Origin of the sequence: Meiothermus sp. (assembly GCF_026004115.1) — a bacterium.
Taxonomy (GTDB): Bacteria; Deinococcota; Deinococci; order Deinococcales; family Thermaceae; genus Meiothermus.
Genome location: NZ_BPIM01000001.1, coordinates 2,451,676 through 2,465,452, shown reverse-complemented (window position 1 = coordinate 2,465,452; position 13,777 = coordinate 2,451,676). Strand labels below are relative to the sequence as shown.

Below are 13,777 nucleotides of genomic sequence, written 5' to 3'. Positions count from 1 at the left end.
AACCTTTGAACTCGAGATGCCCGAATTTGAGTACTTAACCTACCGGGTGGAAGAAAACCTGGGCATCGTCACCATCAATCGTCCCCAGGCCCTCAACGCGCTCAACCAGGATGTGCTCATTGAGCTGGCCGCCGTCACCGAGGTCATCACCCAGGATCCCGAGGTCAAGGTAGCCATCTTCACCGGGGAGGGCAAGGCTTTTGTGGCCGGGGCCGACATCGGGCAGATTGCCGACCTGCAAGACGTGTTCGCAGCCCGGGAGTTCGCCATTATGGGCCAGTCGGTCTTCAACGAGATCGCGGCCCTGCCGGTGCCCAGCATCGCCGCCATCAACGGCTTTGCCCTGGGAGGGGGCCTCGAGTTAGCCCTGGCTTGCGACCTGCGGGTAGCCAGCCATAAAGCCAAGCTGGGGCTTCCCGAGGTGGGCCTGGGTATCATCCCCGGCTTTGGCGGAACCCAGCGTCTGCCGCGCCTCGTGGGCCGGGGAAGGGCCTTTGATCTTATCTTTACCGGACGTCACGTCAGCGCTGAAGAAGCCCTGAGTCTGGGTCTGGTCAACCGGGTAGGCGAGGACGCTTTGCAAACCGCCAAAGAACTGGCCGCGGCCATCCTGAAAAACGGCCCAGTGGCCCTGGCTTTGGCCAAGGAAGCCGTCGGACGGGGTGAAAACCTGGACTTGCAGGAGGCGCTGGAGATTGAGGCCGATCTGTTCGGCCTGGCCTGCGCTACCAAGGACATGCGCGAGGGCACCCGGGCCTTCCTGGAAAAGCGCCCCGCACAGTTCAAGGGCGAGTAATGTCGCAATCCCGCATGGCAGAAAAGCGTAAGATTAGCTAGACTGAGCCATTTGCAGTTGGCCCTTGACATCTCCTCATGTGTCTTTTATCACGGCCCCTCACCTTTCTAGCCCCTAACATCAGGGTATGAGCGATGGCAGTACGGTCATGAACGAGCGCACCGTTCAGGTCACCCAGCCCAAGGCCAAGCTATACGTTGAGGCCGACCTGGCCATACGGGAGGGCTTGCAGCGTTATCCCAAGGCGCTTGCGGCCTACGATATGCTGACCTCCGATGCCGAAGCCCGGGGCCACTGGGACATGGCCAACTACATCACCGTGCGTAAGCTGGGTTACAACGACCACGGACGGGTGCACGCGCTCTTGACGGGGGCCGCCAGCGTCACTATCCTGCAACTCCTCACCGACCACGGGGTCAAACCCGATGTGATGGAAAGCGGGGTTGGCGACCTCGATGACACATTCCTGACCGTGCTGCTCTCCACCATGCTGCACGACATTGGCAACCAGGTACACCGCGCACGCCACGAGTCCTTCAGTGTAACGCTGGCCATTCCCATCCTGGACAGAATTTTAGAAAAGCTCTACCGCGACCCCGAACAGCGCATCGAGCTCAGGGCCTTCATGCTCCACTCCATCTACTGCCACGATTTGGAGCCCGAACCCCTCACCATCGAAGCAGGCATAACTGCCGTAGCCGACGGCACCGACATCACCAAAGGCCGGGGGCGCAAGGCCTTTGCCCTGGGTTCGGTGGACATCCACTCCATCAGCGCCCTGGCGGTGGACGAAGTACAGATTTTGAAGGGCGAACAGGTTCCGGTAGAAATCCGGGTGGTTATGAACAACTCTGCAGGCATTTTCCAGGTCGAAGAGGTTTTGACCAAAAAGGTACTGCGCAGCCCCATCCGCGACTACGTGACGGTGATTGCCAGCACCCACGACACCGAACATGACCAGCGCATCATCCGCCGGGTACGCCTGCACGAGTCGGAACCCCGCTTCACCCTGGACTGAAGCAGTCGGGCTTTTCTCACCCTCCGTAGGCTAGACTGGCAAGGATATGCGGCGTATCGTTCCCTTGTTGGTTTTGCTTTTACTGGCCGGAGCGGCCTGGTGGGCCTATCCTCTATTGCAACCTCTTTTGCGCTTTGGCGCATTACCGCGCAATCTGGAGCAGCCTCTCACGGTGTTGGTGCTGGGGGTGGCGCCTGAGTACAAGTACTACCACCAGCGCGCCCCGGAAGACTTTCGCGGCCTCTCCGACGTAAATCTGTTGGTGCGCTTTGACCCCAAGGCCAAACGCGTCGCGGTGCTCTCCATTCCCAGAGACGTCTACGTGCGTATCCCCGGCTATGGCTGGTACATCATCAACCACGCCAATAAATTTGGCGGCCCCGAGCTGACCAAGCAGGTCGTCACCGACCTCACAGGCGTTGAGATTGACGCTTATGTAGCCGTAAGCGTAGAGGCTATCCGCAATGGCGTGGATGCGCTGGGCGGTATTACGGTTTGTGTGGAAAAGCCCATGCAGTACCGGGATACCGCCGCCAAGCTGGACATCAACCTGGAGCCGGGCTGCCAGCACTTGAATGGTGTACAGGCCGAAGGGTATCTGCGTTTTCGCCACGATGCCCTGGGCGATATTGGTCGCATACAGCGGCAACAGGCTTTCTTTAACGCCCTCAAGCAACAGTTGTTGACGCCAGCCGGCTTGTTGCGCATTCCCCAGGCCATTGCCAGTGTGGAGCAGAACATCCGTACCGACCTCACCCGCGATCAGATAGCCAGTCTGATGGGTTTCGCGGCCCAGCAGCCCCAGCTGGTTTCCCTGTTGACTCCCGGCCAGTTCGGCCAGGGCTGGGAGGTCAACCGGGCCGAACTGGGCAAGCTGGTGCAGCGCTACTTTGGCGACACACCCACAACCTCTCAGGCCACCCTCGAGGACTTACGAGGACAGCAGGCCGTAGTACTCTACACGGCCCCTCAAGAGGCCGCCGCCATCGAGATGCGCCGCAAGCTTCGCGAACTGGGGCTGCGGGTGCTGTTGCGCGAAGTGGAGAGTGCCCCCCCACAAAGCGAGGTGTTATCCAATGGTGCTATTGAGCTGGCCCAGGTGCTGGGAGAAGCCATCGGGATGCCCTCGAGGGTCTCGGGGGAGGCCGTTTTGTATGCCGATCTGACTGTACGTATTGGTGCCGACTTCACCAGCCCCAATGGTCAAAACCAGTAGGCAAAAAAATAACTGCCCCGGGAGGCACAGGGCAGTTACCAGCGTGACGAAGGCGTCAGGCAAGATGCCTCGAGCGCAAGCGGCCCACCTGGTTACGCATGGCGACATAGCCGCTAAACTCGATGGGAGCGGGTAGCAGCCAGTTACGAACCGAGGTACGAATGCTACTCATCGGGTGGGGCCGAGCCCGGAAGGGCCGGGCGCCACCAAATTCAGTTATCAATGCATGCTCTCTGCTCATGCCCGTAGAGTAAACCCTGCGTCGTTACAAGCGCGTTACATTTGCACCAAACAACATTAAGAAACCTTAATGTTTTGATAACCGGGTCTATGGCTCCGGTCAGGCTTGCATGGGTTTAGGGGATTGTTCTTGACCAGGTTCTTCCCAGGCAACTTCGATCAAATCGATTAACTCTTCAATGGGAACGCCGTAGCGGCGGGCTATTCGGGCCAGCTCATGTCCCAGTCGTTTAAGCTGACCCACATATTGCTCGGGCATCTCGTTGGACTCGGCCTCGAGATCTTCTGCGATGCCAATCAGCCAGCCCACCAGCTCGCTGGCATCCTCATCGGATAGCCCATCGGTGAGCGCCTCGTCCTCGAGAAACTGTTCCGTCAGCCGTTCAAGCATATGCGGCCTTCATACTAAGCCGAACTAAAAAGAAATTGAAATTGACTCAGCCAGCCCGTTCAAGGTTCTGTCTTCCGGCGGATAGCTTATTGCTTGGCGTCTGGCCTCGACTGAGCGGTACGACCTGGTTTGACTGCTTGTCTATCAGGGCACAACAGGTTAAGGAATCGTTGACCAGGTACATGGGTAGACTTTCTCAGTTAGAAGAGTTGGGGGCTGGGGCCGCTTTGGGCTGCGCGCGCAAGTAGAGCAGCTCATCCTTGTGGACATAGCCCATCTGTCGCACGAGCCCTTCACGGTAGCGGGCATCGGCAGCTAGCTGAAGCTCGTCGCTTAGTTTTTGGTTGCGCTGCTCGAGCTCCTCCAAACGAATTTGGGCAGCTGCAATGTCGTGCCGGGTTTGAAAGTAACGCTGTACTTCTAGACCAAACAAAACCAACAAATGCAGCGTTCCAAGCGCAAAAATCAAATGCAAGAAGCGATGAATTGGCCTCTCCACAATATTATCATTATATCACCTTTCACCGTTGCGTGCTGGTGTTATTTGACCTGTAACACCTGGCTAAATTTTCAGTACACGACCCGTAATTACCCGCTTTGAGGCAAGGTTGGACAGCCAGCCACCATAATCCCGGATTGAATTGATTACAAAACTGGTCTTACGGCTCTGAATTATGCGATAGGCATCGCAATAGAGATTTTTTTCTGAAAATGTTTTATAGTAATGAAAGTTGTACAGGGGGTCATAATGGCAAAGACCAAAGAGCGGGAAAGCTACAGGTCGCGGTTAAAGGCAGTCGGACTGCGCCATACCTTGCCCAGGGAACGGATACTGGCCTACCTCGACCGCAAAAGCACCCACCCTACGCCAGAAGAGCTATACCACGGTCTGAAAAAGAAAGGCTACAACATCGGGCTCTCAACGGTCTACCTGAACCTCCAGGTGCTGCGCGACGCGGGTCTTTTGTGGGAGTTCAAGGATCAGAAGGGCAATACGCGCTACGATGGCTTCGACGAGCGACATCATCATCTTTTCTGCCTCCAGTGCGGCAACATAGAAGATGTGCTGGTCAAAGACCTACCTGAGTTCGATCCCGAGCCCATCAAGAAAGCAATAGAAGCCAAAAATGGCTGGTTTGTGGAAGAAGCCCGCCTCGAGCTGCGCGGGGTCTGCCCGGAATGCCAGTAGTACGCAGGATAAACCCGGCGCTATAGTTTCCTTTGAAGCCTCTTTTCCTATCAAGCTCGCATCGGGTCAAGTACAAAAACACCGCGCAAAACCTGTCCCTAACCGGCATCGAGGTTTGAACGATCAGGTTTATTGCACACTGCGCAGGCATTGAACCCCCCACAGTGAGGCAGGTACCTGGAAAGCCAGCTTTCTGACCCGGATTGGCCACCCAAGCCTGGAGACAGGCTCTGGTTGGTGGAAGAGGAGTGCTCTAGGATTCACAAAGACAACATATGGGGTTTTTGGTTTTGTAAGCTGTCTTTTTTGAATCCGGTGTTACACCCCCAGCAATTCAACCAGGGTGCGAACCCCAAAGCCTGTACCCCCCGCCGGGCCCAGTGGGTGGCTTTTTTCGCTGTAGGCTGGGCCGGCAATATCCAGGTGCACCAGGGGCTTTTCGGTAAACTGGCCCAGGAACAATGCAGCATTGATGGCCCCGGCGTAGCGGCTGCGCCCATGGGTGTTTTTCAGGTCGGCGGTGTCGGACTTGAGGGCCTCGAGGTATTCGTCTTCCATGGGCAGCGGCCAGACTTTTTCACCCGCTCGCTCGGCGGCCTCCTGCACCTCGCGCCCCCAGCGGGCATCGTTGGAAAACAAGCCCGCCACCTTTTCGCCCAGGGCAATCACGCAAGCGCCGGTCAGGGTAGATAGTTCGACGATGGCCTCTGCCCCTTGCCGATCGGCATAGGTGATAGCGTCGGCCAGGGTCAGGCGGCCTTCGGCATCGGTGTTGAGAACTTCGATGGTTTTGCCCGAAAGGCTCTTGAGCACATCAGAGACCCGGTAGGCCGCACCAGAGATCATGTTCTCCGCGGCGGCCACATAGGCCCTCACTTCTACCGACGGTTGTAGCCTGGCAATGGCCCGCATGGCCCCCAGTACTGCCGCTGCCCCGGCCATATCGCACTTCATGGTGATCTGGCTCTCCGAGGGCTTGAGGGAGTAGCCGCCGGTGTCAAAGGTCAGTCCTTTACCCACCAGGGCAATCGTGCGCTCTGCTGGGTTTTGCGGCTTATAGGTCAGCTGGATAAACCGGGGCGGATTGACCGAACCCTGGGCCACCCCGTAAAAAGCCCCCATGCCGGCCTGCTGGATCTGGCGCTCATCCCAAATCTCCACCTCGAGCCCCAGCTCCCGGGCCATTTGGCTGGCACGACTGGCCAGTTCTGCCGGGGTCAGGATGTTGGGAGGCTCGTTAACCAGGTCGCGGGCGTAATTGACCGCCTCGGCCACAACTTCCGCCCGGTCCACAGCCGGCCCCGAAGAGCGGGCCAGCCATAGGCGTAGTTTTTCACTCCGCTTCCCGGTAGGGCTGCTGGTCTTGTATTTGTTCCAAGCATAGCCGCCCAGCAAAGCCCCTTCGGCCAGGGCATAGCTGGCTTCCTTTTTGCCTAATTTCTCCGAGAGAAAGGTTTCGGTAACAGCCTCCTTGAAGCCCAGTCGGGCAATTTCCTGCACCAGCTTAGCGCCGGCCTTGCGGACGGTTTCCAGGCTGACCCCGCGTTTTTTGCCCAGACCAAACAGCAGGGTAAAGCCAGGGCCTTTCTCTTCGGCGCGCCTTGTGCCCAGTGGAACCAGCAAAGTCTCGCCGAACTCCCCCTTGAAATGGAGTTCGTCCATCAACTTGGTGAGGGCTTTGCGAAATTTGCCATCCAGCCTTTGCCCTTCCTCGCTCAGCTCACCCCCCCATACCCCCACCACTACCAGCGATACAGGAATCTCGTCTACGAAGCGCCGTGCAGACTTTAGTGAAAGTTCCATAATGTGCGAACTATAACATATCGCGGGGGCAAACTGACCAGCAGGTCAGTACGGGGTAGGGTCGGTGCGTGAACCCTCACAAACCTCAGCCAGGGGTGCTTCAGACGCCTGGGGTTGCAAAAATGCTCGTAGCAAGGCGAGATGGCTGGGTGTTATGCCCCCACCTAGCCTCCCCCGTTGGGGGAGGAAGGCGTGGATTTACTTTATGCACCAGCCCTGTCAGTACGGGGTAGGGCAATTGCAAAGTTGCCTTATGCTCCCTCTACCTCGATGGGAGCGGGGAGTAGGCCTTGTGGTTTACTGACTTTACGCTTGCCCTGAGAGCTGGGTCGCGTGGTCAAAGCAGACACGATTAAGCTGCTTTTAAGACGGGTTTGAGCGGTATTCACAGACCATCGTCGGTTTCTATGGGGTTTGAAGGATCCTTCTCATGCCGCTCTGTCGTGTGGTCACACCAATTAGGCTAAGATGAACGGTGATGAAGGTACGGGTGAAAGGTATACATCTTTTTCGCAAACTGGGGTTTTTTCTGAGTCAGGCAGCCTTAGGGGGTAGTGCGGCCCTCGAGGGGGTCATGATGAAAGCCGCCGATGCCTGGGCCCTGGCGGTGCGGCTGCCCAACGGCCAGATTCACGTGGAGCGGCACGAGGAGGAGGCCCTGACCAAGAAATACCCCTGGGCCCGCCTGCCCCTGATTCGGGGCGTGGTGGCTTTGTGGGACGCCATGAGCATCTCTTACAAATCGCTCTCGCGCAGCGGCGAGCTTGCGGGCGAGGAAGACGAAAAAATTTCTGGGGCGGCCATGTACGGCACCCTGGCCGTCTCGCTGGTGATTGGCCTGGCGCTCTTTGTCTGGCTGCCGGCCCGGCTGGCGGGGTTGCTGGTGGACGAGGAGCGGTTTCGCTTTTTGTTTTATGTGGTGGCTGGGCTTTTCGAGACCGCCATCCTGATTGGCTACCTGGTTTTTATTGGCCGCATGAAAGACATGCAGCGGTTCTTCATGTACCACGGGGCCGAGCACAAGGCCATCGCTGCCCACGAGAAGGGCCTCGAGCTCACCGTGGAAAATGTGCGGGCCCAGCCCGCCTACCACCCCCGTTGTGGCACAAGCTTCATTGCCTTTACGGCGGTGGTGGGGGTCTTCGTCTATAGCTTCTTCCCTCCCCTCACGGTGGCCTGGTACTGGATCATCCCGCGTTTGCTGATGATTCCGGTGGTGGCGGCAGTCTCGTTTGAGGTGTTGCGCTACTCGGCGGCCCACCAGGACCCCATCTCCCAGCTGTTCCGCTGGATTGGCTTCAAGTTCCAGATGCTCACCGTGCGCGAACCCACCGACGACATGATCGAGGTGGCCATCGAGAGCACCAAAGCTGCCCTGGCCCAAAAACCTGCGGAAAAACCGATGGTTGTAGCCTGACTGAATACCACAACGAACCCCAGTCCGTGCTTGCGCTAGCCTGCTAGCCAGGGAGTGGGGTGTTGTAACGGTCAAAATTAATGTCCAAAACCGGCTTGTAAAAGTACAATCAGCCCATGCGGATTCTGCACACAGCAGACTGGCACCTGGGTAAGGTGCTTAAAGGACGGGAGCGAACCCCCGAAATTCGACAGGCCCTGCAGGGTTTGCTGGGGTTGGTGCGCTCGGAGCGCATAGACCTGGTACTGGTAGCGGGCGATCTATTCGACCGCAGCGTGGTGTCCACCGAGGCCGAGGCGGCGGCCTTCGAGTTTTTTATGGGGTTGCGGGAGCTCAAGGTGCCGGCGCTGGTCATCGCCGGTAACCACGACAGCCGCGAACGCCTCGAGGCCCTCTCGCCCCTGCTCTCGCTCACCGGAGCGACCGTGTTTGGCAACATGCGCTTTGTCGAGGAGGGGGGGGTGGCCAGGAGCAACGGGGCGAAGGTAGCCCTGCTCCCCTTCCTCTCGGAGCGCCGGCTGGTTAAGGCGCACCACCTTTTGAACGGCGATACCGCGCAGTGGAAAGGCATCTATTCTGAGGGTATGCGCCAGGTCATTGCCCACCTCGCGCAAGGCTGTGATGCAGGTATCAACCTGTTCATGGCCCACCTGACCGTAGAAGGCGCCAAGCTGGGCGGGGGTGAGTTCACTTTCTATACCACCAACAGCTACGCCCTTCCGGCAGCGCATTTTCCCCTGAACCTGAGCTATGTTGCGCTGGGGCATTTGCACCGCCAGCAACGGGTAAGCGAGGCCCCCGAGAGCTGGTATGCCGGCTCACTCATCCAGCTCGACTTTGGCGAGAGCGAGAACAGCCCCCGCGGTGCCCTGATTGTGGAAGTTGAGCCAGGGCTACGCCCCAGGGTACATGAGGTGAAAGAACGCTGGGGCAAGCCGCTCAAAACCTTCCGGTTCAGCCGGGACTCGCTGGATCGGCGCTGGAACGAAATACGGGACTTCCCTGGCTACAGCAAGGTGGTGATTGAAGGCAAGGGCAACCCAGCCCTGCGCGAACGCATGTTCAAAGAGCTACCGGATTTGCTCGAGGTCGAGTTCCACGCCCCCGATGTGCAGGAAGCCGGCCCAGCCGTGGTCGCGGTGGAAAACCTGGACTGGGTGGAGGCTTATGCCCAGTACCGTCAGGAGGCCACCGCTAGCGAGGCCAGCCCCGAGTTGCTGGACGCTTTCAGGCAAATCTACGAAGAGGTACACGCCGCCAGCAATCAGTAGCCTGCCCCCCGAACCTTTTTCCCCAACTTTTTATGAGACCGCTCAAACTGCGTATCGAAGGCTTTGGCGCCTACGCCGAACCACAGGAAATCAGCTTCGATGATGTGGGGCTGTTTGCCATCACCGGCCCTACGGGTTCGGGCAAGAGCACCCTGCTTGATGCCATGACCTATGCCCTGTACAAAGCCACCCCACGCATCGGCTCCACGGGCCTGAAGGATTTGAAACATCCTCAGGCCGATTCAGCCAAAGTGGAGCTGACGTTTGCCCTAGGAGAGCAGACCTGGCGCGTGGTGCGGGTGGTGGGTAAAGAAAACCAGAACCGCCTGGAATACCTGCAATCCACCGATTGGAAAACCCACCCCGCCTCCGAAAAGGTCAAGGAGCTCGACGCCAAGCTTGGCGAAATTCTGGGCATGGACTACGAGACCTTTACCCGGGCCATCCTGCTGCCGCAGGGCCAGTTCGACCTGTTTCTGCGCGGCTCACCCAAGGAGCGCCGCGAGACCCTGATCAAGCTCTACGGTCTGGAATTGCTCAAGGCCATGCGGGAGCGTGTAGCCGCCCGGCTCAAAACCCTGGCCGAGCAACGGGCTCACCTGCAAGGCGAACTCGACGCGCTGGCGGAGGCCGAGGGAAGAGCGGGTCTCGGCGCTGCGAGAGGAGATTGAGGGGCTCGAGCTGAGCGAGCGCGACCTGGGTAGCCAGCTCCAGAGCGCCGAACAAACCCTGCGTACCCTGGAAGAACGCCAGAAGCAGTTTGCCGAACTCGAGGCCCTGCGCCGCCGACACGCCGCCTGGCAAAAGCGAGCAGGCGCGCATGGCCGAAATTGCCGCCAAGGTTGCCCAGGCCGAAAAAGCCGAGCGCATCTGGCCGCAGTTGGAAGCCCTCCAGGCTGCCCAGAAGCGAGCTTCGGCCAAAGGAGAACGCTCTAAAGCGCGACCAGTCGGCCTTGGAGGCGCTCGAAGCCGAGCTCGAGCGCTTTCGCGCCCAGTACCGCCCCGAAGAGTTAGCGGCGCTCGAGCAAAAGCAGCATCAGATTCCCCTGCTCAAGTCCAAGGAAGCCAGCCTGAAGCGCTATGGCGGCAGCTTACGTCTCTACCACGAACGCCCACTCCCCTTTGAGGAAGAACGCCTGGACGCCCTGCGCGATGCCGAGCGCTTATTTGGTGAGCTAGAACAAAGCCCACACCAAAGCAGCGCGGGCCCAAGAGCGCCTGCAAAATGCTACCCAAGAGCTGCAAAAGGAACAGGCTTCCATCGAGGCGCTGCAGGCGGAAATCCAGACCCTCAAAGAAACCGGCCAGAAGGACAAAGCCAGGCTTGAGGAAGCCAAACAGACCCTCGAGCGTGAAAAACTGCACCAGGGGATTGCTCAGTACCATGCCCATCTCCAGGTGGGTGAACCCTGCCCGCTTTGCGGGCACCCGGTAAAGACCCTACCCCCTCCCAAAGCGCAAGCCAACCTACAGGCTCTTCAAGCCCAGGTCGACCAGCTTGAGGCCACGCTTACCGATTTGCGGGCCGAGTTCAAGGCCAAACAAAAGCGCCTCGAGGATCTGCAGCAACGCCTACCCAAACTACAAGAACAGCTCCAAACGCTGCAAAACGAATCCCAAGAAGCCGCCACCGAACTCGCCGACCTGCAGGCCCAGGTGGCCGGTCTGGGTACGCTCGAACAGGTCAAAGAGGAGCGCACGCAGCGCTTGGCAGGGCTGGCCGAAGAAATTCGTGCCATCACGGACAACCGCGAGGTTGCGGTCTATGTGGAGGCGCTTCGGCAAGCCCTCGAGTCCGCTCGCGCCCTGGCCCAGAAGGTGGCCGAAATGGAAAACCGGCAAAGCGAACTGAAGGGTAAGGTCTCGAGCCAAGCCGAAATTGTGCGGGTTCTACAAGCCAACCTGGACAGACAGCAACGGGGCGTGCAGGTTCTGCTCAAAGAGGCAGGGTTCGCGGGGCCGGAGGCGGTGCAAAAGGCCCGTCTGAGCCCTGCGGAGGTGGAGGCGCTGCAAAAAAAGCTCAAGGATCACGAGCACGAAGGGGTTGAAATTGATAGGGCGTTGCGCGTACTCGAGCAAGCCCTGAGTGGTCAGGAGCCGGTTACGCCTGCCCAGGTATCGGAACAAAAAAACCGCGTAGCCGGCCTCAAAACCTCGCTGGCCGAGACCAGAGAACGGCTGGGCGGCAAGAAGTCCGACCTGGACCGGCTGCAAAAACAACTTGACCGAAAACGCCAGGCCCAGAAGGAAAAAGCTGAGCTGGACAAACAAACCGATCTCTGGGAACAACTGGCCCAGGATCTCAAGGGCGACCGCTTCCAGGACTTCTTGCTCGAGCGCTACCAGTCCGGCCTGCTGGGCCGGGCCTCCGAACTCATCCAGACCCTCTCGCAAAACCGCTACAGCCTGCGCCTCGAGGAGGGCGAATACAAGGTGCTCGACCGCTGGACAGACTCCCTTCGCCCCGTGCGAACCCTTTCGGGCGGCGAAAGCTTCATGGCCAGCCTCTCGCTGGCCCTTTCCCTCTCGGAGCACCTTTCGCGTGGCCGCATTGGGGCGCTTTTCCTGGATGAAGGCTTCGGCACCTTGGACGCCGAAACGCTGGAACAGGTCGCCGGGATACTGGAAGCCCTGCCCACCCAGGGCCGCCTGGTCGGCATCGTGACCCATGTAGAGGCCCTGGCCGAACGCCTGCCCGCCCGCTTGCAGGTCGAGAAGTCGCCTGCAGGCAGCAAGGTGCGCTGGGTGGATTAACCCCTGAAGGGTCGCGCGGAGTGGGGTCCATGTTTCGGGGTATCCTTTTTCTGGCCTGCCTTGGACCGTGCAGAACCCCGCAAGCGTTCGACTTAGCCGAACCCCGCCCTTCTTATGTCTCGCATCGTTCGCAACACTCTCCTGGTCATGGCCGGTACCCTGTCCAGTCGCCTTCTGGGCCAGGTACGCCAGACCATCCTGACCAACCTGCCCCTGTCCGACACCCTCAAGGACGCCTTCTGGGTGGCGTACCGCATTCCCAACTTGCTGCGCGAGCTGCTGGCCGAAGGGGCCATCCAGAACGCCCTGATTCCGGTACTCACCAGCCTGCCAGCTGAAGAGGCGCGGGTGTTCGCCCGGCGGTTCGGGGCCTTTTTGCTGGGCATTAATTTGGTCATTCTGGGCCTGGGTCTACTCTTTGCCCCCCAAATTGCGGGTGTCCTGCTTTGGCTGGCCGAGCTTTCCCTGGCCCAGGCCAGCCCCTTGCGCGACCCGGTTGTTTTCGAGCAGCTGGTGCTCCTGATAAGGCTGGTGATGCCTTTTTTGCTTTCCATCTCGATGGCTTCGCTTTTTTCTTCGATGCTCCAGTCGGGTGAGCGCTTTGGTATTACCAGCTTTAGCCCCATTGCCTTCAATGTGGGCTCTATCGTGCTTATGCTGCTTTTTCCCGGCAGCGTGGTCGCGCTGGGCCTCTCGGTCACGCTGGGGGGCGCGCTGCAAGCCCTGGTGCAGCTTCCCGCCCTAAGGGGGTATGGGCTCGAGTTCAAATGGCATCCGGCCTTCCGCTTAGCCCTCACCCGCATCGGGCCTTTTGCCTTCACCACCTCCGTACGGCAGTTTCTGAACCTGGTCTTGCTTGGCATTCTGGCCGCCTACCCCTCGGCGGCGGTCACGGGCTTCCAGAACGGCGAACTCATCTTTACCACTGCGCTGGGCTTGCTGGCCGTCTCGCCCGCCATGGCCGCCTTTCCCCGGCTCTCTGCACTGGCGGGCGGCGGCGACCTAACGGCAGCCCGCGAGTTGCTCCGTCGCATGATGGCCCGGCTGGCGGTACCCCTGGCCTTCGCAGCCGCCATGATGGTCGCGCTGGCCCCCTGGGTGGTGGGGACGCTTTATGCCATCACCGCAAACTTCTCCGACGCCAACCGGGCCTTTACCACCCAGACCGTAATGGCACTGGGCCTGGCCTTGCTGCCCTGGGGCTTGAATCAACTGCTGCTTCGCGGCTTTTACGCGGTGGGGCAGGTGGGCCAGGCGGTCAGCGTGACGGTAATGGTGGCGCTGCTGAACACCTTTGGCTACTGGCTGTTGCGCGAACAGGGGCTGTTTGTGCTGAACCTGGCCACGGCAGTTGCTGGCTGGCTGGGCCTGGCGATTTACACCCGGCGCTTGCAGGCTTTTCAAATGGTAACCCCTGCCGAGGTAGGGCGGGTGGTGGGAAAAACCGTACTGGCTGCCACCCCCGCAGGCTGGGTATCCTACATAGTAGCGATGCAGTTTGGAATTCCGACCTTTTTTTTGCATAACCTCCTACCGCTGGCCCTGGGGGGTTTGGCGGGTTTGGTCGTATTTATTGGGCTGGCCTATGCGCTCCGGCTTCCGCTGAAGCTACGGTGAGCCCAAAGTTGCCATGACGCGATATGCCAAAAAGACATGGCCCATGCTTTCGGCCTTCGGCTTTG

General features: G+C 59.4%; 14 protein-coding genes. 10 read left to right on the top strand and 4 right to left on the bottom strand.

Annotated features, from left to right (window positions below; translation table 11 throughout):
* Window positions 1–16 precede the first annotated feature (16 nt).
* From Q0X23_RS11955 to Q0X23_RS11945, 3 genes are all read left to right on the top strand, one after another.
* Complete coding sequence (locus tag Q0X23_RS11955; protein ID WP_297861217.1) at window positions 17–796, top strand: enoyl-CoA hydratase/isomerase family protein; 780 nt, start codon at window positions 17–19, stop codon at window positions 794–796.
* A 148-nt stretch (window positions 797–944) separates the two neighbouring features.
* Window positions 945–1,814, top strand: a complete 870-nt coding sequence (locus tag Q0X23_RS11950) for a phosphohydrolase (protein WP_371862143.1) — start codon at window positions 945–947, stop codon at window positions 1,812–1,814.
* A 46-nt stretch (window positions 1,815–1,860) separates the two neighbouring features.
* Window positions 1,861–3,030, top strand: coding sequence for an LCP family protein (locus Q0X23_RS11945; RefSeq protein WP_297860491.1), 1,170 nt, complete (start codon window positions 1,861–1,863; stop codon window positions 3,028–3,030).
* Between the two features lie 55 nt (window positions 3,031–3,085).
* Here the strand turns inward: Q0X23_RS11945 and Q0X23_RS11940 are convergent, their stop codons facing one another.
* The 3 genes from Q0X23_RS11940 to Q0X23_RS11930 form a co-directional block, all read right to left on the bottom strand.
* The gene (locus Q0X23_RS11940; RefSeq protein WP_297860490.1) at window positions 3,086–3,271 is read right to left on the bottom strand and encodes a hypothetical protein; all 186 of its coding nucleotides are present in this window, start codon (window positions 3,269–3,271) and stop codon (window positions 3,086–3,088) included.
* A 99-nt stretch (window positions 3,272–3,370) separates the two neighbouring features.
* A complete protein-coding gene (locus Q0X23_RS11935) occupies window positions 3,371–3,661 on the bottom strand; it encodes a hypothetical protein (protein ID WP_297860489.1) in 291 nt (96 codons plus the stop codon).
* 196 nt (window positions 3,662–3,857) lie between these two features.
* Window positions 3,858–4,160, bottom strand: coding sequence for a septum formation initiator family protein (locus Q0X23_RS11930; protein ID WP_297860488.1), 303 nt, complete (start codon window positions 4,158–4,160; stop codon window positions 3,858–3,860).
* 249 nt (window positions 4,161–4,409) lie between these two features.
* Here Q0X23_RS11930 and Q0X23_RS11925 point away from each other — a divergent pair, with 249 nt between their 5' ends.
* Entirely contained in the window at window positions 4,410–4,850 is a 441-nt protein-coding gene (locus tag Q0X23_RS11925) for a Fur family transcriptional regulator (RefSeq protein WP_297860487.1), read from the top strand.
* A 318-nt stretch (window positions 4,851–5,168) separates the two neighbouring features.
* Here Q0X23_RS11925 and Q0X23_RS11920 read toward each other — a convergent pair whose 3' ends face one another.
* Window positions 5,169–6,653 carry a leucyl aminopeptidase gene (locus tag Q0X23_RS11920; RefSeq protein ID WP_297860486.1) on the bottom strand — a complete coding sequence of 495 codons (1,485 nt, stop codon included), beginning with the start codon at window positions 6,651–6,653 and terminating at the stop codon, window positions 5,169–5,171.
* Window positions 6,654–7,227: 574 nt separating this feature from the next.
* Here Q0X23_RS11920 and Q0X23_RS11915 point away from each other — a divergent pair.
* The 6 genes from Q0X23_RS11915 (at window position 7,228) to murJ (ending at window position 13,712) form a co-directional block, all read left to right on the top strand.
* On the top strand, window positions 7,228–8,070 hold the full coding sequence (locus Q0X23_RS11915) for a DUF1385 domain-containing protein (protein ID WP_374707479.1): 843 nt from the start codon (window positions 7,228–7,230) through the stop codon (window positions 8,068–8,070).
* Window positions 8,071–8,186: 116 nt separating this feature from the next.
* Window positions 8,187–9,341 carry an exonuclease SbcCD subunit D gene (locus tag Q0X23_RS11910; RefSeq protein ID WP_297860484.1) on the top strand — a complete coding sequence of 385 codons (1,155 nt, stop codon included), beginning with the start codon at window positions 8,187–8,189 and terminating at the stop codon, window positions 9,339–9,341.
* A gap of 32 nt (window positions 9,342–9,373) precedes the next feature.
* Window positions 9,374–10,012 carry an SMC family ATPase gene (locus Q0X23_RS11905; RefSeq protein WP_297860483.1) on the top strand — a complete coding sequence of 213 codons (639 nt, stop codon included), beginning with the start codon at window positions 9,374–9,376 and terminating at the stop codon, window positions 10,010–10,012.
* Window positions 10,013–10,294: 282 nt separating this feature from the next.
* Window positions 10,295–10,669 (top strand): hypothetical protein, encoded by a 375-nt coding sequence (locus Q0X23_RS11900; protein WP_297860482.1) that lies wholly within the window; start codon window positions 10,295–10,297, stop codon window positions 10,667–10,669.
* 70 nt (window positions 10,670–10,739) lie between these two features.
* Window positions 10,740–12,095: an SMC family ATPase gene (locus Q0X23_RS11895; RefSeq protein ID WP_297860481.1), complete on the top strand. Its 1,356-nt coding sequence runs from the start codon at window positions 10,740–10,742 to the stop codon at window positions 12,093–12,095.
* Between the two features lie 114 nt (window positions 12,096–12,209).
* A complete protein-coding gene (gene murJ / locus Q0X23_RS11890) occupies window positions 12,210–13,712 on the top strand; it encodes a murein biosynthesis integral membrane protein MurJ (protein ID WP_297860480.1) in 1,503 nt (500 codons plus the stop codon).
* Window positions 13,713–13,777 lie beyond the last annotated feature (65 nt).

What these genes read in the sequence shown, in the direction of transcription:
- Q0X23_RS11940 (WP_297860490.1), bottom strand. Translation starts at nt 3,271, where the DNA reads ATGAGCAGAGAGCATGCATTGATAACTGAATTTGGTGGCGCCCGGCCC.
- Q0X23_RS11905 (WP_297860483.1), top strand. Translation starts at nt 9,374, where the DNA reads ATGAGACCGCTCAAACTGCGTATCGAAGGCTTTGGCGCCTACGCCGAA.
- Q0X23_RS11945 (WP_297860491.1), top strand. Translation starts at nt 1,861, where the DNA reads ATGCGGCGTATCGTTCCCTTGTTGGTTTTGCTTTTACTGGCCGGAGCG.
- Q0X23_RS11920 (WP_297860486.1), bottom strand. Translation starts at nt 6,653, where the DNA reads ATGGAACTTTCACTAAAGTCTGCACGGCGCTTCGTAGACGAGATTCCT.
- Q0X23_RS11910 (WP_297860484.1), top strand. Translation starts at nt 8,187, where the DNA reads ATGCGGATTCTGCACACAGCAGACTGGCACCTGGGTAAGGTGCTTAAA.
- Q0X23_RS11935 (WP_297860489.1), bottom strand. Translation starts at nt 3,661, where the DNA reads ATGCTTGAACGGCTGACGGAACAGTTTCTCGAGGACGAGGCGCTCACC.
- Q0X23_RS11915 (WP_374707479.1), top strand. Translation starts at nt 7,228, where the DNA reads ATGATGAAAGCCGCCGATGCCTGGGCCCTGGCGGTGCGGCTGCCCAAC.
- Q0X23_RS11925 (WP_297860487.1), top strand. Translation starts at nt 4,410, where the DNA reads ATGGCAAAGACCAAAGAGCGGGAAAGCTACAGGTCGCGGTTAAAGGCA.
- Q0X23_RS11955 (WP_297861217.1), top strand. Translation starts at nt 17, where the DNA reads ATGCCCGAATTTGAGTACTTAACCTACCGGGTGGAAGAAAACCTGGGC.
- Q0X23_RS11950 (WP_371862143.1), top strand. Translation starts at nt 945, where the DNA reads ATGAACGAGCGCACCGTTCAGGTCACCCAGCCCAAGGCCAAGCTATAC.
- murJ (WP_297860480.1), top strand. Translation starts at nt 12,210, where the DNA reads ATGTCTCGCATCGTTCGCAACACTCTCCTGGTCATGGCCGGTACCCTG.